Raw genomic sequence first — 22,259 nt, 5'->3', positions numbered from 1 at the left:
TCGGCCGTCGGCCCGGCGGGGCCTGGCTTCCGCTTACCATGTCCCGGTCAACTGATCACGGCGGGGGAGCGGGGGAGAGGGCCGAGGGCTTTCTTCTCCTTCGCAGCCGAGGCGCTGCCCGCCGTAGCTGGTGGGCGCGCGCTCGGCTCAAAGCCACAACTGCAAAGGGACGTCATGCGTTTCCACCGAATACTCGCCACTGTCGGAACCGTCTGCGCCTTGGCGTCGGTTTCCGCTTGCGGCCTGCCCTCCGTGGGCTCGCCCCAGGACGCCGGGGAATTCCTCCAGTCGACGCTGCACTGCGAGAGCGTCGACATCGCCTCGCCTCCCGAGGTGCAGCGGGTGGAAGCCATGGGGATGACGGGCATCAACGGCGGCGGCGAGTGCGAGGACCCGGCGGGCGGCGGCGGTGACGTCGACTTCCTCACCATCGAGGACATGGAGGCGTTCCAGACCGCCGTCAAGGGGGACGAGGACGAACAGGACGACCTCATGATCGGCGACGACTTCGCCGTCGACCCGGGCAGCGACGACCAGCGCCGCCAACTCCTCAAGGCCGGGCTGCTGTTCCTCAACTGCACCCCGGACTTCAAGGCCCCTTCCGGCAATTCGGCGGACGACGGCGAAATCGACGGCTGCTCCACGACCGACTATTCGGAGGACCTCGACTGACCTCCCACCGACGGAACTGCGCGGACCGACCTCGTCCGCGCGGATCCGTCCCCGGTCGCGGACGGGCCACACCGACCGTGACGAGACGGGCCAGCGTCCGTGACGAGACGGGCCCGCGCCCGCAGCCGCACGCCCTTGCGCGCGAACCCGCCCTACCTTTCGGCGAACGCAGCGCGCAACTGCTTGCCATGCACGATCACGAAGACCCCGGCCAGCAGAAGACCACACACCCCCTGCTCCATCTTCAGCCACAGCGGAAAAGCGCCGGGCACCGCGATGATGGCCGCAATGGCCACCACCATGATGCCGGAGGCCCACCGCAGCCGGAGGTAGGAGCGACGGTGGCCGCGGGCCGCCCGAGCGGCGAAAGAGGCCATGAGCAGGGAAGTGACCACGACGATGGTCGCCCGGACCCAGACGGCATCGGTCACGAGGTCAGGGTGGTTGCGCAGCAGAATGATGGCGAGGAGCGTCAGCGCGCTGAGGCCGACATAGCAGCCGACGAGCAGCCTGGCGCTACGGAACGCCTCCCGTACACGTGGCCGGCTCAGCCTCTCCTCGGAAACCCCGGCGGGGCGCCACCTGCGGGTGCTCATGATGTCCCTTCCGCTCTCTTGCACCGCCCCCTCGACGGCCGTTACCAGGATCCGGCCCACCCGCCGCCATTTCCTCGTCCACCCGGACGAAGCACCCTCCCACCGCTGTCAGGGTCTCGCCGGGGCCGCCCCGTAATGGATCCCCGCCACTGCTCTCAGGGTTGTGGCGAGATGCCTGGTCAGGGACCTGGACCAGACCGTCCGGAGGGGAAGTAGCTCGCGGGGCCTTTTGCTACGGCGGTCATGTCGTGGTCCGTCCTTCTGCCCGGGGGCGTACTTCGGGTGTGGGAGCCGTGTCAGCGGACGACGTCGAAGACGTTCTTCTGTAGGCCGTTGGCGTACGCCTCGTGCTCGACGAGCTTGAGCTGCTGAGCGTCCTTGTCCGTAGCGCTGAACAGCCGCTTGCCCGCGCCGAGCAGCAGCGGGAAGACGAGCAGGTGGTAGCGGTCGATCAGACCGGCGTCCGAGAGGGCTTGGTTCAGGGCCGCGCTGCCGTGGAGGATGATCGGGCCGCCCTCGGTCTCCTTGAGCGCGGCGACGTCGTCGACCGAGCGCAGGATCGTGGTCTCGCCCCAGTTGGAGACCAACTGGTCGGTGGTGAGAGTGGTGGAGACGACATACTTGGACATGGCCTTGTAGTTGGGGAAGTTGGGCATGTCCGGCCACACTGGGCTGAACGCCTCGTAGCTGACCCGCCCCATGAGCATGGCGGTGGCTTCCTGCTGCTCCCGCCCCTTGATCTCGAACGCGTCGGGGAGGAACTCGATGTTCTTGAACGTCCAGCCCGAGTTGCGGTAACCGGGTTCGCCGCCCGGCGCCTCCACGACGCCGTCGAGCGAGATGAACGCGGTGCTGATCAGGGTACGCATCTTGAGGGTCCTCGGTATCTCGTGCCTGGTGACGCATGGGTTCGGCCGGTACACGCTTCGGTCGCACTCGTGCCGTCATGGCCGTCGCGCACACCCGCCGTGATCTCTGACTGCTGACCACGGAGAAACTCATCGGTCGCCGCCCGCCCGTCGGGGCGGCTTGAACGATGCGGTCTAGTCGGCCCGTTCGTGACGAAGGAGGACCACCTGGGAGTCGAAGGTCCGGGTCTCGACCAGGGTCAGGTCGAACCGCTGCTGCGGAGTGAAGACGCGCTTGCCGCCGCCGAGCACGACGGGGTGCACGAAGATCTGGTACTCGTCGATCAGCTGATGCTCGGTCAGGAAGCCGGCCAGCGTGGAGCCCCCGAACAGCAACAGGTGCGCGCCGCCGTCCTTCAGGGCGGTGAGCTCCTCGACGACGTCGGTGTTGATGACGCGGGTGTTCCAGTCCGCCTGGGTCAGCGTCGAGGAGACGGCGACCTTGGGCGCCGCGCGCCAGACGGGCGCGAACGCGAGGTCGTGCTCGTGGGTGGAGAACTCCTCGGCGCGGGGCCAGTAGTTGGACATCATGTCCCACACCACCCGGGAGCGGCGTTGGCTTGGCCATGGAGTGGGGAGCCGGCTGTCGGGCGTAGCGCGTAGCCGAAAACCAGATGACAGTCGGGGGCCTGGCGCCCTACCGTCCGCGGGCATGGCGCCTTCACTTGAACGTCCCCCCTTGCAGGCCGACGAACGCACCGCGCTCATCGGCTGGCTGGATCTCCAGCGGCAGATCCTGCGATGGAAGTGCGAGGGCCTGAGCGAGGCGGATGCGCACCGCTCCGTCATCCCGACCTCGCCGGCGATGACGATGGCCGGGCTCATCAGCCATATGCGGTGGGTCGAGCACCTCTGGCTGGAGGTGGTGTTCCTCGGCGGCGACAAGACGCGGAACCCGTACTTTGACGAGACGGGCGAGGACGCCGACTGGCGCACCGATGGCGTCCCGCTGAAGCAGCTGCTCATGCAGTACGAGGCGCAGTGCGCCCGCAGCAATGAGATCGTGTCCACCGCCTCCCTGGACGATGTCGGCCGCCACCCCGACTACCCCTCCGGCAACCCCAACCTCCGCTGGATGCTCATCCACCTCGTCGAGGAGACCGGACGGCATGCGGGACACGCGGACATCGTGCGGGAACTGCTCGACGGGGCGAAGGGGTACTACTAGGGCGGACACGCCCTGGATCTCTCCGGCGCCGAACACGCCTGTTTCCGCAGCTTTCTGGATCGGCGCCGGGGCGAACAGCCCCAGGACGCTAGCCGGCTTGCGGTTCGGCGTGTGCGAAGTCGTACACCGCCCACTCGGTGATCGGGAGGTACCCGATGCGCTGGTAGAGGGCGTTGCTGGTGGGGTTGGCCGGGTCGGCGTACAGCACGACGTCCGTGGCGCCCGCGGTCAGCGCGGCCTGGCTGACCTCGGCCGTCACGGCGCCCGCGTAGCCGCGACCCCGGAGGTGGGCCGGGGTGTGGACGGGGTCCACCCGGACCATGCCGCCGACCATCGAGGTCGCGCCTGCCATGGAGACCGGGGTGCCGTCCGGGGTCTCCCAGAAGGTGAAGTGTTTGTCGGCGAAGCGGGTGCTTGCCCAGGAGTCGGCGTCGATGGTGGCGGCTTCCCTGACGTCCGTGGTGAACTCGCGGAGAAAGACCATGAGTTGGTCACGGTCCTGTTCGCCCACGAGCCGGCCCCGGCCCTCTGGGACTGGTGTTGGCGGGGTGAGCGTGCCGAGGCGGTACAGGCGGATCCGGTCGCGCAGTGTGGGTGTTGCGCCGGTGCGCCGCTGCCACGCCTCGGCGAAAGCGGTGGCGGTGTCGTGGTCCGCGCTGACGAAGGGCAGGGAGCGCCCGAGGGCGGTCAGGTGGGTGGCCAGGTGGGCGGCGAGGGTGTCGGCGTGCTCGGGGGTGAGGTGGGTGAGGCTCAGGCCGCGGATGAGGCAGAAGGTGGCGTGGACCCTGCCCGCTCGCTCCAGTCGGCCCAAGACGGGGGCCGGGGTGCTTGGGGCGCCGAATGCGCCCGCTCCGCGTGTGCGCAGTGTCTCGATGGTTGTCAGCGGTGTGGTGTGCAGGGCGGGGCGCGAGCGCAGGAATTCTCCGGCTCGGGTGTGGAAGTCGTCGACGTCTTCGGTGAGGTGCCAGCCATCCGGGCGCATGCTTCATGATCCCGGATGCACTCGGCTGCGGGGAAGGGAATGCCCGGAGATCAGTCACCGTCATGCCTGAAACGTGCTGCCTACCGCGTGTGGACGGCGGCCCCGGGCCCCGTGCAGGTCTGTGTTCGGCGGCTGATGGGGCTGACGGGCTGATCTGACGTGCGCGGCCCGGGATTTCACGCCTGCGCCGTGGGGGTGTGGCCGGGGCCGGGCTCCAGGAGAGGGGCGAGCCGGAAGGCGTCGCCATCGGAGCGCACCAGGCCGCCGGTGGGGGCGGGGAAGTGGGTGCCGAGCAGCAGGGTGTCGGTGTCGGCCAGGGCGGCGAGGAGGTGGCGGCGGGTGGCGGTGGCCTGGTCGGGGTCGATGTCCACGCAGCTTCCCATGGTGGGGTCGAGCAGTTGGACGGGGTGGTGGACGCAGTCGCCGGTGATCAGGGCGGTGGATGTACGGCCGCGCAGTTCGACGGCGAGGTGGCCAGGGGTGTGGCCGGGGGTGGGGATCAGGCGGATGCTCGGCGCGATGTCGGTGCCCTCTGCCGGGATGTCGATGAGGTCGAGAAGACCGGCGTCCTTGATGGGGTGGACGGAGTCCCGGAACATCTGCTGCCGGGCTTCGTCCATGTCCACCGCCGCCCAGTGGTTCCACTCCGTGCGGGCCGTCAGGTAACGGGCGTTGCGGAAGGTGGGCTTCCAGGTGTCGCCATCGGCGTACGTGTTCCACCCGACGTGGTCGGTGTGGAGGTGCGTGAGGATCACGAGGTCGATGCTCTGGGGCGGAAAGCCGGCGGCTTCGAGGTGCGCGAGGTAGTCGCTGTCGAGGTTGTTCCAGGCGGGGTTGGCGCGTGGTTTGCCGTTGCCGATACCGGTATCGACGAGGACGCGCAGGCCGTCCACGGAGAACGCGAAGCTGTGGCTGCTCAGCCGCAGGATGCCGGCCTCATCGGTGAAGACGGGCCGTAGCCAGGGAGCTTGGGCCACCACGTCAGGTGTGGCCGCCGGGAGCAGCCAGGGGCCGGTCTGCGGGGGCAGGGCGATCTCGTCGATGCGATGGATGGTGAGGTCGCCCAGGTCCCAGGTCGCGGGCGGGCTGCTGGCGGAGGGGGTGAAGTGGCTGTGCATCGGTCTTCTTTTCCGTTCTCGGCTGGTGCTCGGAGTGGGGCGGGGCGGGGCGGTGCGGCCTGGCGGCGCCCGCCGGGGGAAGTGGCGGATCGGGTTCAGGACGGGCGGCGGGCTCCTGCTCTCGGGGAGATGCGGGAGCTGACGCCGACCGTGACGGACCCTCAGTCACAAACGCTATTTATTTGCTTTAGATGACGCTAGTCCCTACCGTCGACTAAGGCAAAACTTTTGCTTTTGCTGTGGACGATCGCCGGGCGGCCGCTGGACGGCCTCCCCGCAACGCACGCCGCACGTACAGGAAGGGGATCCATGAGCGACGCCGAACTCACCGCCACGGAGGCCGCCAAGTGGGCGCTCCGTGCCGGGCTCCTGCTGGAGAGCGAGCGCCATGCCGAGGTGGCCGCCACCGCGAACCACATCCACTCGGTGGTGCGCACCTTGCGTGAACTGGACTTCGGGGAGACACCGCCCGCCACCCACACCATCGAAGGGGAGGCCACCGATGGCTCTCTTTGAACTGACCCTCGCCGAGGCGGCCGACGCCGTGGCGCAGGGGGAGCTGTCCCCGGTGGAGCTGACCGGTTCCGTGCTCGAACGACTCGACGCCGTCGAAGACCGGCTCGGGGCGTACGTCACCGTGGCGAGTGAAGCGGCGCGAGAGGCAGCCGTATTGGCGGAGCGTGAGATCGCGGCCGGCCGGTATCGGGGCCCACTGCACGGCATCCCGTTCGGGCTGAAGGACCTCATCGATGTCGCCGGTCTGCCGACCACGGCCAGTTCCCGGGTGCGGGCGGGGCATGTCGCACGGGCCGACAGTGCGGTGGCCCGGAGCCTGTTCGACGCCGGTGCGGTCCTCCTGGGGAAGACGCACACACATGAATTCGCTTACGGGCTGACGACGCCCCAGACGCGCAATGCCTGGGACCAGGGCCGTATCGCGGGCGGATCGAGCGGTGGTTCCGCGGTCGCGGTGGCCGCCGGAGCGGCCACCTTCGCCCTGGGCACGGACACCGGAGGTTCCATCCGCGTACCCGCGGCGCTGAACGGAATCGTCGGGCTGAAGCCGACCTACGACCTTCTCTCCCGGCACGGTGTGACCTCGCTGTCCTGGTCCCTGGACCATGTCGGCCCCCTCACCCGCACGGTGCGGGACGCGGCGCTCGTACTCTCCGTGCTGACGGGCCAGGACTCCCAGGGCCCCGCCGGCCCCAGTGTCGCGCGGCCCGGCTACCCGCTCCCTGGGGAAGGGGACTTGACGGGCCTGCGGATCGGAGTGCCGGTCAACTACTACTTCGAGCGGATCAGCCCCGCGGTCGAGACCGCCGTACGAGGTGCCCTCGCCCAGATGTCGGACCTCGGGGCCGAGCTCGTCGAGGTCGAGATTCCGCTGGCCCGCTACGTCCAGGCGACCCAATGGGGCCTGATGGTCCCGGAGGCGACCGCCTACCACGAACGTGCGCTGCGGTCGGTCCCCGAACTGTACGCACCGGATGTCCGGGTCCTGCTGGAGGCCGGCGAACTCCTTTCGGCCGGTGACTACCTGCGGGCCCAGCGGGCCCGCAGTCTCATGCGCCAGGCGTGGGGACGCGTGCTGGAACAGGTCGATGTGATCGCTGCGCCCACGGTGCCGATGACGGCCGCCGAGGTGGGCCAGGACACCGTGGAATGGCCGGACGGTACGACGGAGAGTGTCTCCGACGCCTATGTCCGTCTGTCCGCCCCCGCGAACATCACCGGAATACCGGCGCTGACCCTGCCGGTCGGCCGCGATGACGCGGGCCTGCCCGTCGGCATGCAGCTGATGGGGCCGCCTATGGGGGAGGCCCTCGTCCTGCGTACCGGCCAGGCTTACGAAGCAGTCCAGGACGGGCGCGGTGAACCGGCGCCGGTGACGGCCTGAAGAGCGCGGCCCACGCGGGTGGGCGGCAGCCGGTTCAGCCGTGGGTGCCGGTGCGCCCTCGCCGGAGGCCGGCCGAGCCCCGTGGGCGAGGCTGCTGAGTGACCTACGTCCGAGAGGAAGGACCCACTCCAGATGCAACGATTTTGCTTTAAGGTGGTGGCATGAGTCCCAAGGCCATGGCTCGCCCCGGGGGGCGCAGCGCCCGCGTCCAGGAGGCAGTGCACGCCGCGGTGCGGGAACTCGAAGCCGAAGCGGGCCGCGCCTCGCTGACCGTGCCGGCCGTCGCGGCCCGCGCGGGTGTCACCCCGTCGACGATCTACCGCCGCTGGGGCGACCTCCATGAGCTGCTGTCCGACGTGGCGGTCGAACGCCTGCGTCCCGAGGAGCCACCCGCTGACCACGGGAGCCTCCACACCGATCTGGAGTCCTGGGCCAGGCAGTTCCTCGACGAAATGGCCTCTCCGTCGGGCCGCGCCTATATCCGCGACGCGCTCCTCGGCGACCCTGACGGCAGCAATGCCGGTCAGTGCTCCGCCTACGCCGCCGACCAGATCGGGGTCATCCTCGGTCGCGCGACGGGACGCGGCGAAGCGGCTCCCGACGTCGAAGCGGTCATGGACCATGTCGTGGCCCCGATGATGTACCGCATCCTGTTCCAGCCGGGCCGGCTCACCCCTTCCTACGCGGATCGCCTCGTACAAGCCGCCCTTACCGCGCCCGTCCCGCCCGACTGACGGAGCGAGCGGTCGGCCTCGTCACCGACGTCGTGGGACTTTGGTTGCTGCACGTCGCGACGAAAGGTGGTGTCGCCGACGCGAGGCGCTGCATAACGTGGCTGCGTGACAGGTGTGGAAGGTAAGGAGCGTGCACAGCGCGCTCGCCAGGCGCCCGCGGTAAGGGTGCGTACGGTGTTGCGGCGGCTGGCCGAACCGGGCAGGGCGCTCTTCGGTCCCGGGATGTGGCCGCCCCGGCGCATTGTGCTGGAATCGCTGCTGAGCCTGGTGCTGGCGACGCTGGCGGGGGGAACCGAGGCCCTGCGCGACGGGGGCGCGGTACAGATCACCGCCGTCGCGCTGGCTGCCGGACTGCTGTTGCCGCTGCGCCGGGTGCTGCCCGGAACGGTCCTGCTGGTGGCCATCGCGGCTACGTTCCCGTTCGTCGGTTTCGCACCGCTGGTCCCCGTCGCCAGTTGGTCGGCCGGGCGCCGAATCGCCGGGGTGGGCAGGGCGACCGGCACCTTCGCCGTCGCGTACGTCCTCAACTACTGCCTGGACCTCTCGCGGGAGTTGCCCCGCGTCTCGCCGGGGCTCCTGGTCATCGGCGCCCTGGTGACGCTGGTCGCGACCATCGTGCCCGGCCTCGCCGGCCGCTACTGGTCGCAGCGCCGCACGCTGCTGGACACCCTGCGCGAGTACAACGCCCAACTGCTGCGCGAGCGCGCGATGATCGCCGGACAGGCCCGGATGCGGGAGCGCCAGCGCATCGCGCAGGACATGCACGACAGCCTCGGCCATCAGCTCGCCCTCATCTCGGTGCACACCGGAGCGCTGGAGGTGGACCGCGAGCTGACCGGGCGGCAACGGGAGGCCGTGGGGGTGCTGCGGGAGGCGTCGGTGGGCGCGATGCACGAGCTGCGCGAGGTGGTGGGGCTGCTGCGGGACGGCACCCACGCCCCCGGTGACGGGGCCACTCCCTCGGCCGCCGCAGGCAGCGCCCCCACCCCTGCCCTTGAGGCCATGGGGGAGGAGGCCGCCAAGGCGCCGTCGCGCGGGGTGGCCGGCATCGAGCGCCTGGTGGAGGTCTCCCGTAGCGCGGGTACGGCCGTGGAGCTGCGGCGCTCGGGCGAGATGCGTCCGCTCGCCCCGACCGCCGATCACGCGGCGTACCGGATAGCCCAGGAGGGCCTGACCAACGCCCATAAGCACGCCCCGGGCGCCTCGATCACCATTGAACTGCGCTATGAGCCGGACTCGTTGGTCGTGGAGGTCGCGAACGGCCGCGTGCCCGAGACCGCGGACGACGGCGGGAGTGTGGTGAGCGGCGGCCAGGGACTGACCGGGCTCCGGGAGCGGGCCCGGCTCGTCGGCGGCATGGTGCATGTGGGCTCCACGGCGGACGGCGGCTTCCGGCTGGCGGGGGTGCTGCCGTACACCTCGCCGGAGCGCGGTGCCACCAGCTCCTCGCCCGGCGTCGAGACGGCGACGTTCGTTGACCCCACAGGCGACTTTCGGCAGCAGATCGCGGGGGGTTCGCTCGGCGAAGCTGATCCGGTCATCGACTGGAACGGATCGCCGAAGGAGCTGGCCAAGGCCATGAGTACGCAGAAGAGAAGCAGCGGTATAGCCATCGGTTGCGGAGTGGCGGCACTGCTCGCTCTGCTGCTGGTGGCCGGCCTCCTCGTCGGTGGGGCCTTCTTCGTGACCGAGATGGACAAGGCCATGATCGAGCCGAAGGAGTACGCGGCGGTGAAGGTGGGCCAGTCCGAGACCACGGTGCGCAAGCAGTTGCCCGAGGGCTCCTCCCTCCTGACCGAGGGCCTGGACAAGGGCGCACCGCCGGTGCCCAAGGGCGCGAAGTGCCTCAGCCTGAATTCCTCGGAGCTCGGCAGCAGCTGGGAAAAGGAGCCGGTCTTCCGGTTCTGCTTCAAGGAGGGCAAGTTGATCGAGAAGAAGTCCTTCGAGGTCACGACGTAGGGGCGGAATGCTCGCCGTGAGGTCGGGGCGGGCGTTCGTGATCGGGGATGATGGTGAGCGGCCGCAGCTATGACCGTTCAAGAGGGCGCAGGAGACTCGTGATCAAGGTTCTCGTCACGGATGACGAGCCGCTCATTCGGGCGGGTATCAGGATGATTCTCACCTCGGCCGACGACATCGACGTCGTCGCGGAGGCGGCGAACGGTCGCGAGGCGATCGAACTGGCCCGCGCCCAGCGGGTGGACGTCGTGCTGCTCGACATCCAGATGCCGGTCATGGACGGGCTGACGGCCCTGGCCGAACTCCGCCGGGCCGCCCCTGATGCGCGGGTGCTGATCCTCACCACCTTCGGGGAGCAGCAGAACGTGCTGCGTGCCCTGGCGGAGGGCAGCGCGGGCTTTCTGCTCAAGGACTCGGCGCCCGCGGAGCTGATGCGGGCGGTACGGGCCGCCGCGGCCGGGGACGCATATCTGTCGCCGGGTGCCACCCGCCATGTCGTGGACTCGCTGGCGTCCGGCCAGAGCGTGCGCCGCGCCGAGCAGGCCCGCCGTCGGCTGGAGACCCTGTCGGACCGTGAGCTGGAGGTCCTGGCACTGCTGGGCGAGGGCCTGTCCAACGCGGACGCCGGCCAGCGGATCCACATGAGCGAGGCCACGGTCAAAACGTATGTGAGCCGCATCCTCGCCAAGCTGGGCTGCGAAAACCGGGTACAGGCCGCACTCCTGGCACGAGACGCCGGCCTGGGCACCTGAACAAGCCACCCCGACCGCCCCCCGCCAACGAGTCCCCCCCGAGCGGGCCGCCCTTGCGGTCCCCGCCAGTCACCACCTCAGCGAAGTCCAGGCAGCTGCCCGGGTCGGCGTACCCCTAGCTGCTGCACACACACCTCACGACGGGCCGGTGACGGCACGCCCGCGCCAAGGGCACCGGCCCGACCTCAGCAACTGCCCTGGTCCGGGGGCTGCTCATAAGTAATCCGAGCGCCCAACGCACCCTGGGCGCCCAGCACATCACTCCTCTCCCACCCAGCAACAGAAAGTCAGTCATGTCAGGATTTCCGACGTTCCGCACCACCTCACTGCTCTCCGCCGCCCTCCTGCTCACCCTCGGCGCCACCGCCACGGCCTGCGGCCCGGACAAGGGCGACGCCGGCCGCCCGGACTCCTCGCCCGCGGGGGCCGCCGCGGTCCCCGCCGCCCTCGCCTCCCAGAAGCTCAACTGGCAGCCCTGTACGGCGCCGTCCACCGCTCAGGGCGGTGGCGCCGCGCCCGGAAAGCTGCCGGACGGCACGGCGTGGGAGTGCGCGACCATGAAGGCGCCCCTGGACTACGCCAAGCCCGCCGGCGACACCATCGACCTCGCGATGATCCGCGCCAAGGCCGAGAGCGGCGGCAAGCGGACCGGCTCGCTGGTCTTCAACTTCGGCGGGCCGGGCGCCTCAGGTGTGGCCACCCTGCCGGGCTACACCCCGGCCCGCACCCTGCGCTCGCACTACGACCTGGTCAGCTTCGACCCGCGGGGCGTCGGCAACAGCGCGGGTGTGCGGTGCCTGAGCGACAAGGAGATCGACGCACAGCGCGCCGAGACCCACGATCTGGCGGGGGCGGCCGAGCAGAACAAGCGGACCGCGGCGGCCTGCGCCAAGCACTCCGGGAAGGTGCTGCCGCACATCGGCACCGAGAGTGCCGCCCGCGACATGGATCTGATGCGCCAGGTACTGGGCGATGCCCGGCTCAACTACTTCGGCATGTCCTACGGGACCGAACTGGGCGGTGTCTACGCCCACTTGTTCCCGAAGCACGTCGGCCGCACCGTTCTGGACGCCGTGGTCGACCCCACCCAGGACGCCGTACAGGAGTCCCTGGGCCAGGCGAAGGGCTTCCAGCTGGCGCTGGACAACTACCTCGCGCACTGCGTCAAGACGCCCGGCAGCTGCCCGTACCGGAGCCCCGAGGACGGCCGCCGGCGGATCGTCGGCCTCCTCGCGAAGACCGCGAAGCAGCCGCTGCCGACGAAGAGCGGCCGCAAGCTCACCAAGGAGCAGGCGGTCATAGGCATCGTCGCGACGCTCTACTCCAAGGAAGCCTGGCCGGCCCTGTCGGTCTCGCTCGCCGACGCGGAGCAGGGGAGTGGCGACAACCTCCTGATGCTGGCCGACGACTACATGGGCCGGGACACCAAGGGGCGCTACGACACCATGCAGTCCGCCAATGCCGCGGTGAACTGCGCCGACACCAAGCAGCGACTCACCACCAAGGAGGTCCAGGCCAGGCTGCCGGAGTTCCGCAAGGCGTCCCCCGTCTTCGGTGAGCTGACCGCGACGGGCCTGCTGGGCTGCCAGGGCTGGCCGGTCACCGGCACCAGCGACAACCCGGAGGTCTCGGCGCCCGGAGCCGCCCCCATCGTCGTCATAGGCAACGCGGGCGACCCGGCGACTCCCGTCGCGGGCGCCCGGAAGATGGCCGAGAAGCTCGGGAAGGGCGTGGGGGTGCTGCTCACCGTCAAGGGCGAGGGTCATGGCACCTACGGCGTCAACCCGTGCGCCACCAAGGCCGTGAACGGACATCTGCTGGACGGCAAGGTCCCGGCGAACGGCACCGTCTGTTCATGACCATCGCGTAGCGCGCCGATGCGCACGCTCCCGTTGTCGGGGCGTGCGCATCGGCTGAGGTGCTGCGGTGCCGTGCGGGCCTGCGGCACTGCCTGCCGCAGGCCCGTGCGGGAGCCACAGCGGTCAGCAGGGCGAGCGCTCCCGGCCCCTGGACGGTGCCGCCCTCACGAACGGGCGGCGGCAGCGGAGAATGTCAGGTACCTGTCATCCATATGTATAGAACTTGGTGTGGTCCAGCAGGTCCGCCGGGGTGACGTCGTTCCATGGCTTCATGGTGTCGTGGAGGTCGACGACGTCGGGTGTGTTGCCGGTCGGCAGATACCCCGACTTGGGGTGCATCCGCTGCCAGTCGGCCCAGAGTTTGTCGATGAAGCAGTGGTGCAGCCAGAAGACCGGGTCGTTCGGCGAGGCGCCGGTGGTCATCTGCCCGCCGACCCAGACGTGCACCCGGTTGTGCAGATTCGGGCCGCGCCAGCCCTCGATGTGGTTGCGGAAGCTGTCGGACGAGCTGTTCCAGGGGGCGGCGTCGTAGACCGTCATGGCGAGTACCCGGTCGACCTCGGCCCGGGTCGGCAGTTCGCGGACCCCGGCGCCGAGCGAGCGGCGCAGGAACGTCCGCCCGTCCACCCGGACATTCATGGGCCACTTGCCGCCGGTGAAGGCGAACGGCCCCGAGGTCACCCGCCCGTCGCCGCTCCGCCCGTCGCCGCCGAGGAAGTCGTCGGCCCACAGGGAGCTGCGGGGTGTGCGATCGACGGTCCAGTCCCAGTAGGGGAGCATGACCGAGGGTGTGACGCTCTGTAGGGCTTGTTCGAACTGGAGCAGGAACCTGCGGTGCCAGGGCAGGAACGACGGTGACCGGTGGCCGGTCCGCTCTCCCTCGTCGGTGTCACCGATGATGAAGGCGTTGTGGGTGTTGATGAACTCGTCGTAGCGGCCGCTGCGCTTGAGCTCCAGCACCGCATCGACGAAGTTCCGCTTCTCGGTGGCGGTGAGGTCCGCCTGGTTCTTCCGGACTGCCATGTCGAGGACTCCTCGGTGGGGGGACGGGCAGGGTCGGGCCTCAGCCGGTGACGACGGGGACCAGGTCGGCGCCCTGGAGTTCACGGACGGCGGCGCGCGCCAAGGCACGTGGCGTGGTGAAGGTCTCGTAGTGGTTCACCAGGCTTATCCAGGTGCCGTCGGCATTCCGCATCACATGGAGGTCGTCGTTGTCGATGCGGACGACGAAGTCCATCCCCTCGTGGGGGCCGGCGGCCCGGCCGGTCTGGTGACCCCCGTGGCCTCCGTGACCTCCGTCATCGGTCGGCCAGCCCTCGATGTGGCGGCCCTGGTACACCTCGTCGAACGGCTCCGCCATCTGGTGCCCGCCGGACGGCCCGGCCCCGGCTGAGTGCCCGTGACCGGCTGAGTCTCCGCGGGCTGCGGCAGGGCGGCCGGCCGGGCTGTCGGCGAAGGCGGCCGGTGCGGCGAGCACCGCACCGGTCACGGCCGCGGCACTGCCGTACAGCACCTGGCGTCGGGTGGGACGCGACATGTTCCACTCCTCTGTTCGTCTCGGCTCCTCCTCGGGGTCGGGCCCGCAGAGGAGGTTCTTCGAGCCGGCGGGCCGACGGTCGGTCCGCGCCGCCACATGCTGGCAGGGACGAACGGATCATCAAGTTGTCCCGTTGAGTGAGGCAAGGAACGAGACAACACTTGGACAAAGGTGCAGGATTCAACGGCGCCGATCGTCTTCATGCCCCTGCACGGCTCGCCGCGTAACCGGAAATTCCGCGATGCCGGCCCCTCCTCGCCGCAGATCCTCCTCTCCCGAGATCGAAACCATGAGCCCCCGCACGGCCGGAACTCGGCGCGAATGCAGGGGGCTTCGGGGGTGGGGGCTTGCGGCCACCGAGCGACGGTGCGGGGGCGCTGGGCTCGGTGGCATCCGGACACGATCGTCTTGCCGGACCCGGACCCGGACCCGGACCCGGACCCGGACCCGGACCCGGACCCGGACCCGGACCCGGACCCGGACCCGGACCCGGACCCGGCCTCCCGCCGAGGGCGACTCGCGAGACCGTTGCCCGTACGTTCGCGGTCACACGAGCGGGGCTGACGTACGGTGGCCGTGGGCTTGGCCGCGTGCGGTGGCCGTGACCGAGGAGGTGGCTGGTGACGGCGATGTGGTCCCCCCGGCGCGACGCCCTTCGTGGCCGTGTCGCGCTGGTGGCCGGAGCGACGCGGGGAGCCGGCCGTGGAATCGCTGCCGCACTGGGGGAAGCCGGCGCCACCGTGATCTGTACGGGGCGCAGCAGTAGCACGGGCACCGCCGCGATCCAGTCGGACTACGCGCGTACCGAAACCATCGAGCAGACGGCCGGGCTGGTGAGCGGCCTGGGTGGGGTGGGGATCGCGGTCCAGGTGGACCACCTGGATTCCGCGCAGGTCGCACGTCTGGCGAAGCAGGTCCGCGATGAACACGGTCGCCTCGATGTGCTGGTGAACGACATCTGGGGCGGCGAGATCCTCAAGGGCCCGCCACCCGAGTGGAACACGCCCGTCTGGCAACACGACCTGGACAAGGGCCTGCGCATCCTGCGGCTGGCGGTCGAGACCCACCTGGTCACCTCGCATCACCTCCTGCCCCTATTGATCGACCGACCCGGCGGCCTGCTCGTCGAGGTCACCGACGGCACCACGGCCTTCAACGCGGACCACTACCGGATCTCGGTGTACTACGACTTGGCGAAGGTCGCCGTGAACCGCCTGGCCTTCTCCCAGGGCCACGAACTCGAACCCCATGGCGCGACCGCAGTGGCCCTCACCCCGGGATGGCTGCGCTCGGAAATGATGCTCGACAATTTCGGGGTCACCGAGGCCAATTGGCGGGACGCCCTCCAGGGCACGGTCGAGGGATACCCCGCCGCCCCCGCCGGATTCGCGCACTCCGAGTCACCCCGATACATCGGCCGCGCCATCGCGGCACTGGCCACAGACCCCGCCCGATCCCGCTGGAACCAGCACTCACTGACCTCCGCCGAACTCGCCCGCGAATACGGCTTTACCGACATCGACGGCTCCCAGCCCGACAGTTGGGCCCACCAGGCGTGACCGGACGCCCCACGCGCAGCTAGCTTCTGGAGCCGTGGTCATGGCGGAGCACCTCATTCGGCCACGGAATTTGCTCACGAGGAAGGTGAGCTTCATTCGGTTCGCCCGGCAAACGATGAGAAAAGCGACAGGCGTCGAGCGGGGGACTCTGCTCGTCGCGTCCAAGAACGCCACGCAGGCCCGCCGTGGTACGGCCACGTCTGTAATGCACTGCTGCGGCCGCTGCCGGCTTCGCGCCCGCGTATGAGGACACCGCTCAGCCCGCCAGCAGCAGTGCGTTCAGCAGCACCAGGGCGGTCAGCAGGGCCAACACGGTTGCCAGCGCACGGAGTTTGAGGACGTTATAGCGCTGCTGGTACTCCCCGCGGAGCTGGTGGGCGCGGGCGGCGATACGGGTGATGGCCATCCGTGAGACGTCGAGCTGACGGCGGGCCAAGAGGTCCACCAGCTCTTCCCGTTGGGCGGTGGTCGGCCAGTCGAGGGCGTCGACGGCGGCTTCGGCGTCGGCGCGGGCGCAGTCGACTTCCGCCTGCCACAGCAGATATCCCTCCATTCTGGCGATACCCGCCTGGACGGTGCGACTGTCCGGCGTTCGGCTCTCGGTCATCGCTCCACCCACTCAGCCCGGCTGGTCCCCTGAAGGGCGGTCGGTGCGACCTGGCTCTTCGGGTTCGACCGTATCGCGCCGTGCGCCCTTCCTGGCGAGCTCCAGGGCGGCGACGTCGGGGTGATGCAGGTCGAAGGCGGGCGACTCGGAGCGGATACGGGGCAGCGTGGTGAAGTTGTGCCGCGGTGGCGGGCACGAGGTGGTCCACTCGAGGGAACGCCCAAAGCCCCACGGGTCGTTGGCCGCTTCCTTCGGGGCGTACTTGGCCGTTTTCCAGACGTTGTAGAGGAACGGCAGCGCCGAGAGGCCCAGCAGGAACGCGCCGATGCTGGAGATCGTGTTCAGCGCGGTGAAGCCATCGGATGCCAAATAGTCCGCGTAGCGGCGCGGCATGCCTTCGACGCCGAGCCAGTGCTGGATGAGAAAGGTGAGGTGGAATCCGATGAACAGGGTCCAGAAGTGGATTTTTCCGAGACGCTCGTCGAGCATTCTGCCGGTGAACTTGGGCCACCAGAAGTAGAACCCGGCGAACATCGCGAAGACCACGGTGCCGAACACGGTGTAGTGGAAGTGGGCGACGACGAAGTACGAGTCGGAGACATGGAAATCCATCGGCGGCGAGGCCAGCAGAACACCGGTCAGCCCGCCGAAGAGGAAGGTCACCAGGAACCCGATCGACCAGAGCATGGGGGTTTCGAAGGACAGCGAACCGTGCCACATCGTGCCGACCCAGTTGAAGAACTTCACCCCCGTGGGGACCGCGATGAGGAAGGACATGAAGGAGAAGAACGGCAGCAGCACCGCGCCCGTCACGAACATGTGGTGCGCCCAGACCGTCACCGAGAGCCCCGCGATGGAGATCGTCGCCGCGATGAGCCCGATGTAGCCGAAGATGGGTTTACGGCTGAAGACGGGGAAGATTTCCGTGACGATGCCGAAGAAGGGCAGCGCGATGATGTACACCTCGGGGTGGCCGAAGAACCAGAAGAGGTGCTGCCACAACAACGAGCCCCCGTACGCGGGGTCGAAGACATGTGCACCGAATTTCCGGTCCGCCTCCAGCACCAGTAGCGCGGCCGCCAGCACGGGAAAGGCGAGCAGTACGAGCACGGCCGTCAGCAGGATGTTCCAGGTGAAGATCGGCATCCGGAACATCGTCATGCCGGGCGCCCGCATGCAGATGATCGTCGTGATGAAATTGACCGACCCCAGGATGGTCCCGAAACCGGAAAAGGCCAGGCCCATCACCCACAGGTCGCCGCCGATGCCGGGGGTATGGAGGGGACCCGAGAGCGGGGTGTACGCGGTCCAGCCGAAGTCGGCGGCCCCGTCCGGTGTGACGAAGGCGGAGACCGCGATCAGGGAGCCGAAGAGATAGAGCCAGTAGGCGAACATGTTGAGCCGCGGGAATGCCACATCGGGTGCGCCGATCTGCAACGGCATGATCCAGTTCGCGAAACCGGCGAACAACGGCGTCGCGAACATCAGCAGCATGATCGTGCCGTGCATCGTGAACGCCTGATTGAACTGCTCGTTCGAGAGGATCTGCACCCCCGGGCGGGCAAGCTCCGCCCGAATGGCGAGCGCCAGAATTCCGCCGACCATGAAGAACCCGAACGAAGTGCTCAGATAAAGCGTGCCGATGGTTTTGTGGTCAGTGGTCGTCAGCCAATCCACCACCACCCGTCCGGCATGCCGTCGCCGCTTGACTGGTTGCAGCGCTTCCGTCTGCTGAACGGCTGTCACGGTCCGAACTCCTCATCGCACGTGGTCGCCCCCTCGCCGGCTGACGGTACCGACACCTCCGAAAACGCCAAAGAGGCTCGCCGCCGCACACCATCAGTCACATCAAGGCCGCGGCAAAAGAATTTCCATTCAGGGTCGGGGCGGCAGCTGCCTGGTGTGCTCGGGTTCCTGCTCCGTCTCCGGCGCGATGCTGTGGCGCACTCAGCGCCCCGCGAACCGGTCCACCAGGACGTCGAGCCGTCGTGACGCTTCCTTCCGGGGGAGCCGGCCCGAGCGGGTGAGGGTGACCAGGCCGTGCAGGGCCGACCAGAAGACTCGACGAACAGGGCCGGTTCGGCGTCGCCCGCGATGTCGCCGAGCGTGTCCAGCAGCTGCGCGCCGGGGGGGGGCGCCTCTGGGGGCCGACTAGCGTGCTCCGGCCCCCACGGAGGTGAAGCATCCGCCGACAATACTCCACATCGTAACCATTTGCGCCGCCTGCCCCGTGTCTGCCGGTGACGAACCTGTTAGGTGTAGTGAGGCGGAACTTTCACGGATCGTTTCACTGTCGGCCTTGTGACGCCGACAGCGTTCCAGCGCATGAAACCAATTCGCGCAGCAGCCAGAGCCACTCTGGTGCTGCTGTTCTTCGTCCTGGGATTTGGCGCGCAGTCCGCGTCGGCGCATGTGTCGCCGCACCACGCCGAACTCGTCGTCTCCACCAAGAAGAACGTCACCAGCGGCAGGCTGATCGTCCACCGTGACGTGGTCTCGCCCGACAAGGCGGGCGCTTGGGCGTCGCGTCTTCTGGCCGCCTCCTGTCCGGCCGGCGGCTCCGGTGTCGCCGGCGACAGCGGCGGAGTGCCCGGGGGAGTGGTGGTCGAGCTGGCGTGGAGCTGTCAGGTCGGCGAACTCGACCTGACCGGGATGCTGAAGGAGGGCGGACTGACCCAGGCCGTCGTCGAGTTCGACGGCACTACGGTCAATGCGACCGCGGCGGCCCCGGTCGTCGATGCCCGGGGTGCCCATGAGGGCCCCGCGCACAGTGCCTTCCCGTGGCGCACCGTGCTGCTCGGCGCAGCCCTTGCCGTCGTGGCGCTCCAAGCCATCCGCTGGGCGCTCCGGCGCCGTTCACAGCACGGGCAGCACGGGCTGCACCAGCCCGCACACCCGCACCCGTGGCAGTCGCTGCGCCGCGCCCCTCGGCGCCGTAAGCAGCTGATCGCGGCCGGTGCCGCTGTGGTGGCGGGTCTGGTGCCGTCCGTCACCGCCGGTACGTCGTTCGCCGCGGACGAGACGGTCGCGGCGGCGACGGACGGCGACCCGGTGTCGGTCCAGGGCACGGTCTTCAAGGACGTCAACCGCAATGGCGTACGGGACGGGGGCGAGGCGCCGATGCCCGGCGTCGATGTCACCGACGGTGCCGTCTGGACGACGACCGGCGCCGACGGGTCGTACACCCTGCGGATGGATCCGAGTCGCCGGGAGACCGATCTCGTCAGCGTGGTCTCCCCCAACGGCTACACCCCCGCCTTGCGCAAGGACTTCATCCCGCAGTTCTTCCACAAGGTGCCCAACGGCGAAGGTCCGCACAACGGCATCGACTTCGCCCTGGTGCCGGACGAGAACGCCGCCAACCCCACCGAGAAGTGGGTGATGAACTCCGACGTCGAGGTGTCCAACACCTCGGACGAGGCGGCGCGCAGAACGCTGCCGCAGTGGACCGGCCAGGTTGAGGCGATGTCCGAGGTCGACGGCGCGACGATGGCCATCGCGACCGGCGATCTGACCGTCACCGACTACGCCCAGGAGCCGCGCCGTCAGGCCGGCTACGACATCCTGCGCAAGGGCTTGACCGACGGAAAACTCGGGATGCCCTTCTACCCGACGGTCGGCAACCATGACGTCGGCGGCACCGCCACTTCCCAGGGATACGGCGGCAGCATGGAGTACTACCGCCGGAATCTGGGTCCCGAGTGGTACAGCTTCGACCGCAACGGCCGGCACATCGTCGTCCTTGAGGACAACTACGACGCGAGTGGCCTCAAGCCGCAGCTGGAGTGGCTCCGGGAGGACCTGCGGCGCCACGCGGCCGGCAAGCAGGTGCTCCTCTTCGCGCACCGGTCACTGTTCACGCAGTGGGGACCGGGCGCCGGTATGCAGCCGACCATCGACGAACTCGCGAAGTACGACGTGCGGATGTTCGCCGCCGGCCACAACCAGCAGGCCGAGTACCGCCGTGGCGCCTTCGACCGCTCGGTCGAGATCAACAACCAGGGCACATACGGCATCGACGGCTCCCACCCGGACTACAAGATCCTGAGCTTCAAGGACATCACCGACAACCCGCGCACCCGCCGCAATGAAGACACCGGCTATGTGAGAGGTACGCACCGGCAGTTCGATATCGATGACGACGCGGCACTGGTCAGCCCCGCGCCAGGCAGTGTCCACAGAACCGGCGCCGCCCTCCCCGTCGAGCTGTACGCCGAGGACGACGGCCGCACACCGGCCACCGCAACCCTCACCATCCGCGACGGTCAGGGCCGTACGGTACGGCGCGAGAGCGGTCTGAAGTTCGGCGCCGGCAACGACCGGACGGGCAAGGAGAACTGCTACACGCCGCCCGGCGGCACACCGGAGCCCTGTCCTGACGCCCGGATCTCCTGGACCCGGGTCAGCGACCGGATCGACGGGCTGCGGCCGGGAACGTACACGGCGCAGATGACCGCCGTCGACACCCAGGGCAAGGCATGGCCCACTCTCAAGAACCCCTTCAAGGTCGTGCCCGACAAGGAGGCGGCGAAGCCGAAGAGCGGTCAGGACTGGACCCGTCAGGGCCGCGACGAAGCGGGGCGCGGCGCGAGTGCGGACAACCCGGGCACCGCTCTGGACCTGCGCTGGGCCGCGAGCACCGGTGAGCAGTTCAATCTCAATGGCTCCGTGATCGCCGACGGCCGGGTCATCGTCTCCTCCCGGGCGTTCGACTCCCCGTACAGCATGATGCTCGCCTACGACCTCGCCTCCGGCCGCGAGATCTGGCGCACCTACCTGGACGGCGACGCCGAATCGGCACCCACCCTCCACAACGGCAAGGTCTATCTGACCACCGCCGTCGGCCGGATCTACGCTCTCGACGCCAGGGACGGCCATGTCGTCTGGCAGACGATCGAGAACGAGGAGCGGCACGGCAACACCGTGCGCCGCTACGGCCGGGCCGGCGGTCCGGTCAGCGTCTTCGACATCAAGGGCGTGGACCGTACCGTCGCCGTCTACCAGGACTGGAACAAGATCCAGTGCCGCGATGCCAAGAGCGGTGACCTGCTGGGCGGCTTCAACGCGGCGACCAACTGGGGCCAGTTCCACAGCACGGCCGTGCGTCAGCCCGGCTCCAACACCGCTTACCTGCACACGGACTCCAGCAACACGCTCGTCGCCATGGACCTGGCAAGCTGCGGCCAACTATGGGTCCAGGACACCCAGGGCGGCATCGACAGCCACTCCTCGCCCGCGCTCACCGATCCGGCCCAGGGGGACCCGAAGCTGATCACCATGACCCAGAGCGGCGCCCGCGGTCATGACCTCAAGACCGGTGCGGTCAAGTGGCAGTCCCCGGTGGGCGGCAGCAGCACCTGCGAACCCGGGCAGGCTCCGCTGACCAGTCCCGCCGTCTGGGGCGACATCGCGTATATCGCCGGCCGTGACGGTGTCATCCGCGCCTACGACACCCGCGCGGCCGAGCCGGGCAAGCCGCTGTGGGAGACCCCCGCCGGACATCTGCCCGGGGAGAGCCCCCTGGACGACAAATGGCGGGTGGCCATGGGGTGCACCAGCGCGGGGAAGGGCTCGCCCACGATGCACGCCGTGGTGACCAAGGACCGTGTGTACGCGGGCACATGGGACGGGCGCCTGCTCGTCCTGGACCGCGCCACCGGCAAGCGGCTGACCGAGTACGACCTCGGCGGCGGAGTGGCCTCGGCACTGTCCATCAGCGGCGACTGGGTCATCGCCCTCACCGACGACGGGACGGTCCACGCACTGGCGGCCAGGCGCTGACCGGGGTGTGACCGGCGCCCGGCCGGCGCCTGACCGGCAACGGTCGCCGCAGCCGGCGGCCGGCCGGTACCTCTCTCCCGCCCTGCGGGTGCTTCCCCGGACAAGGGAGGCACCCGCAGGGCACTCG

Annotated in this window: 19 protein-coding genes; 10 read left to right on the top strand and 9 right to left on the bottom strand. The window is 69.3% G+C overall.

All coding sequences use genetic code 11. The annotated features are described in order from the left end of the window. Positions 1-252: 252 nt before the first annotated feature. Positions 253-672, top strand: coding sequence for a hypothetical protein (locus ACFWJW_RS11455; protein ID WP_387238134.1), 420 nt, complete (start codon positions 253-255; stop codon positions 670-672). 152 nt (positions 673-824) lie between these two features. Here the strand turns inward: ACFWJW_RS11455 and ACFWJW_RS11450 are convergent, their stop codons facing one another. From ACFWJW_RS11450 to ACFWJW_RS11440, 3 genes are all read right to left on the bottom strand, one after another. Continuing rightward, positions 825-1,268, bottom strand: coding sequence for a hypothetical protein (locus ACFWJW_RS11450; protein WP_387238130.1), 444 nt, complete (start codon positions 1,266-1,268; stop codon positions 825-827). Between the two features lie 296 nt (positions 1,269-1,564). Further along, entirely contained in the window at positions 1,565-2,137 is a 573-nt protein-coding gene (locus ACFWJW_RS11445; RefSeq protein WP_387238127.1) for a dihydrofolate reductase family protein, read from the bottom strand. A 174-nt stretch (positions 2,138-2,311) separates the two neighbouring features. Then, a complete protein-coding gene (locus tag ACFWJW_RS11440; RefSeq protein WP_387238124.1) occupies positions 2,312-2,707 on the bottom strand; it encodes a dihydrofolate reductase family protein in 396 nt (131 codons plus the stop codon). A 121-nt stretch (positions 2,708-2,828) separates the two neighbouring features. On the opposite strand from ACFWJW_RS11440, the gene ACFWJW_RS11435 reads away from it, so the two are divergent. Next, positions 2,829-3,344, top strand: a complete 516-nt coding sequence (locus ACFWJW_RS11435) for a DinB family protein (RefSeq protein ID WP_387238121.1) — start codon at positions 2,829-2,831, stop codon at positions 3,342-3,344. A gap of 88 nt (positions 3,345-3,432) precedes the next feature. Here the strand turns inward: ACFWJW_RS11435 and ACFWJW_RS11430 are convergent, their stop codons facing one another. Beyond that, positions 3,433-4,326 (bottom strand): GNAT family N-acetyltransferase, encoded by an 894-nt coding sequence (locus ACFWJW_RS11430; RefSeq protein ID WP_387238118.1) that lies wholly within the window; start codon positions 4,324-4,326, stop codon positions 3,433-3,435. A gap of 176 nt (positions 4,327-4,502) precedes the next feature. Beyond that, positions 4,503-5,444 (bottom strand): MBL fold metallo-hydrolase, encoded by a 942-nt coding sequence (locus ACFWJW_RS11425; protein WP_387238115.1) that lies wholly within the window; start codon positions 5,442-5,444, stop codon positions 4,503-4,505. A gap of 309 nt (positions 5,445-5,753) precedes the next feature. Here ACFWJW_RS11425 and ACFWJW_RS11420 point away from each other — a divergent pair, with 309 nt between their 5' ends. The 6 genes from ACFWJW_RS11420 (at position 5,754) to ACFWJW_RS11395 (ending at position 12,648) form a co-directional block, all read left to right on the top strand. Next, a complete protein-coding gene (locus ACFWJW_RS11420; RefSeq protein WP_387238112.1) occupies positions 5,754-5,960 on the top strand; it encodes a hypothetical protein in 207 nt (68 codons plus the stop codon). Further along, on the top strand, positions 5,947-7,344 hold the full coding sequence (locus tag ACFWJW_RS11415; protein WP_387238109.1) for an amidase: 1,398 nt from the start codon (positions 5,947-5,949) through the stop codon (positions 7,342-7,344). The genes ACFWJW_RS11420 and ACFWJW_RS11415 overlap by 14 nt, the downstream gene beginning before the upstream one ends. A 161-nt stretch (positions 7,345-7,505) precedes the next feature. Beyond that, positions 7,506-8,078 carry a TetR/AcrR family transcriptional regulator gene (locus ACFWJW_RS11410; RefSeq protein ID WP_387238106.1) on the top strand — a complete coding sequence of 191 codons (573 nt, stop codon included), beginning with the start codon at positions 7,506-7,508 and terminating at the stop codon, positions 8,076-8,078. Positions 8,079-8,300: 222 nt separating this feature from the next. Next, complete coding sequence (locus tag ACFWJW_RS11405) at positions 8,301-10,037, top strand: sensor histidine kinase (RefSeq protein WP_387238184.1); 1,737 nt, start codon at positions 8,301-8,303, stop codon at positions 10,035-10,037. A 98-nt stretch (positions 10,038-10,135) separates the two neighbouring features. Then, complete coding sequence (locus tag ACFWJW_RS11400; protein ID WP_387238103.1) at positions 10,136-10,789, top strand: response regulator; 654 nt, start codon at positions 10,136-10,138, stop codon at positions 10,787-10,789. A 293-nt stretch (positions 10,790-11,082) separates the two neighbouring features. Beyond that, positions 11,083-12,648: an alpha/beta hydrolase gene (locus ACFWJW_RS11395; protein WP_387238100.1), complete on the top strand. Its 1,566-nt coding sequence runs from the start codon at positions 11,083-11,085 to the stop codon at positions 12,646-12,648. Positions 12,649-12,852: 204 nt separating this feature from the next. On the opposite strand, the gene ACFWJW_RS11390 is transcribed toward ACFWJW_RS11395, so the two are convergent. Continuing rightward, positions 12,853-13,671 carry a tyrosinase family protein gene (locus ACFWJW_RS11390; RefSeq protein WP_387238097.1) on the bottom strand — a complete coding sequence of 273 codons (819 nt, stop codon included), beginning with the start codon at positions 13,669-13,671 and terminating at the stop codon, positions 12,853-12,855. 40 nt (positions 13,672-13,711) lie between these two features. Continuing rightward, entirely contained in the window at positions 13,712-14,185 is a 474-nt protein-coding gene (locus ACFWJW_RS11385; RefSeq protein WP_387238094.1) for a tyrosinase family oxidase copper chaperone, read from the bottom strand. Between the two features lie 629 nt (positions 14,186-14,814). On the opposite strand from ACFWJW_RS11385, the gene ACFWJW_RS11380 reads away from it, so the two are divergent. After that, positions 14,815-15,744: an SDR family oxidoreductase gene (locus tag ACFWJW_RS11380; protein ID WP_387238181.1), complete on the top strand. Its 930-nt coding sequence runs from the start codon at positions 14,815-14,817 to the stop codon at positions 15,742-15,744. 256 nt (positions 15,745-16,000) lie between these two features. Here the strand turns inward: ACFWJW_RS11380 and ACFWJW_RS11375 are convergent, their stop codons facing one another. Together ACFWJW_RS11375 and ctaD are read right to left on the bottom strand one after the other, a co-directional pair. Beyond that, entirely contained in the window at positions 16,001-16,351 is a 351-nt protein-coding gene (locus ACFWJW_RS11375; protein ID WP_387238091.1) for a hypothetical protein, read from the bottom strand. Between the two features lie 12 nt (positions 16,352-16,363). After that, positions 16,364-18,097, bottom strand: a complete 1,734-nt coding sequence (ctaD, locus tag ACFWJW_RS11370) for a cytochrome c oxidase subunit I (RefSeq protein ID WP_387238088.1) — start codon at positions 18,095-18,097, stop codon at positions 16,364-16,366. A gap of 579 nt (positions 18,098-18,676) precedes the next feature. On the opposite strand from ctaD, the gene ACFWJW_RS11365 reads away from it, so the two are divergent. Then, positions 18,677-22,132, top strand: a complete 3,456-nt coding sequence (locus ACFWJW_RS11365) for a PQQ-binding-like beta-propeller repeat protein (RefSeq protein WP_387238085.1) — start codon at positions 18,677-18,679, stop codon at positions 22,130-22,132. Positions 22,133-22,259: the final 127 nt, after the last annotated feature.

The organism is Streptomyces sp. NPDC127097, assembly GCF_042724075.1.
In the GTDB taxonomy this organism is placed as follows: domain Bacteria; phylum Actinomycetota; class Actinomycetes; order Streptomycetales; family Streptomycetaceae; genus Streptomyces.
This window is presented reverse-complemented; position numbering and strand designations above follow the sequence as displayed.

What these genes read in the sequence shown, in the direction of transcription:
- ACFWJW_RS11450 (WP_387238130.1), bottom strand. Translation starts at nt 1,268, where the DNA reads ATGAGCACCCGCAGGTGGCGCCCCGCCGGGGTTTCCGAGGAGAGGCTG.
- ACFWJW_RS11445 (WP_387238127.1), bottom strand. Translation starts at nt 2,137, where the DNA reads ATGCGTACCCTGATCAGCACCGCGTTCATCTCGCTCGACGGCGTCGTG.
- ACFWJW_RS11440 (WP_387238124.1), bottom strand. Translation starts at nt 2,707, where the DNA reads ATGATGTCCAACTACTGGCCCCGCGCCGAGGAGTTCTCCACCCACGAG.
- ACFWJW_RS11435 (WP_387238121.1), top strand. Translation starts at nt 2,829, where the DNA reads ATGGCGCCTTCACTTGAACGTCCCCCCTTGCAGGCCGACGAACGCACC.
- ACFWJW_RS11430 (WP_387238118.1), bottom strand. Translation starts at nt 4,326, where the DNA reads ATGCGCCCGGATGGCTGGCACCTCACCGAAGACGTCGACGACTTCCAC.
- ACFWJW_RS11425 (WP_387238115.1), bottom strand. Translation starts at nt 5,444, where the DNA reads ATGCACAGCCACTTCACCCCCTCCGCCAGCAGCCCGCCCGCGACCTGG.
- ACFWJW_RS11420 (WP_387238112.1), top strand. Translation starts at nt 5,754, where the DNA reads ATGAGCGACGCCGAACTCACCGCCACGGAGGCCGCCAAGTGGGCGCTC.
- ACFWJW_RS11415 (WP_387238109.1), top strand. Translation starts at nt 5,947, where the DNA reads ATGGCTCTCTTTGAACTGACCCTCGCCGAGGCGGCCGACGCCGTGGCG.
- ACFWJW_RS11410 (WP_387238106.1), top strand. Translation starts at nt 7,506, where the DNA reads ATGAGTCCCAAGGCCATGGCTCGCCCCGGGGGGCGCAGCGCCCGCGTC.
- ACFWJW_RS11405 (WP_387238184.1), top strand. Translation starts at nt 8,301, where the DNA reads ATGTGGCCGCCCCGGCGCATTGTGCTGGAATCGCTGCTGAGCCTGGTG.
- ACFWJW_RS11395 (WP_387238100.1), top strand. Translation starts at nt 11,083, where the DNA reads ATGTCAGGATTTCCGACGTTCCGCACCACCTCACTGCTCTCCGCCGCC.
- ACFWJW_RS11390 (WP_387238097.1), bottom strand. Translation starts at nt 13,671, where the DNA reads ATGGCAGTCCGGAAGAACCAGGCGGACCTCACCGCCACCGAGAAGCGG.
- ACFWJW_RS11385 (WP_387238094.1), bottom strand. Translation starts at nt 14,185, where the DNA reads ATGTCGCGTCCCACCCGACGCCAGGTGCTGTACGGCAGTGCCGCGGCC.
- ACFWJW_RS11380 (WP_387238181.1), top strand. Translation starts at nt 14,815, where the DNA reads ATGTGGTCCCCCCGGCGCGACGCCCTTCGTGGCCGTGTCGCGCTGGTG.
- ACFWJW_RS11375 (WP_387238091.1), bottom strand. Translation starts at nt 16,351, where the DNA reads ATGACCGAGAGCCGAACGCCGGACAGTCGCACCGTCCAGGCGGGTATC.
- ACFWJW_RS11365 (WP_387238085.1), top strand. Translation starts at nt 18,677, where the DNA reads ATGAAACCAATTCGCGCAGCAGCCAGAGCCACTCTGGTGCTGCTGTTC.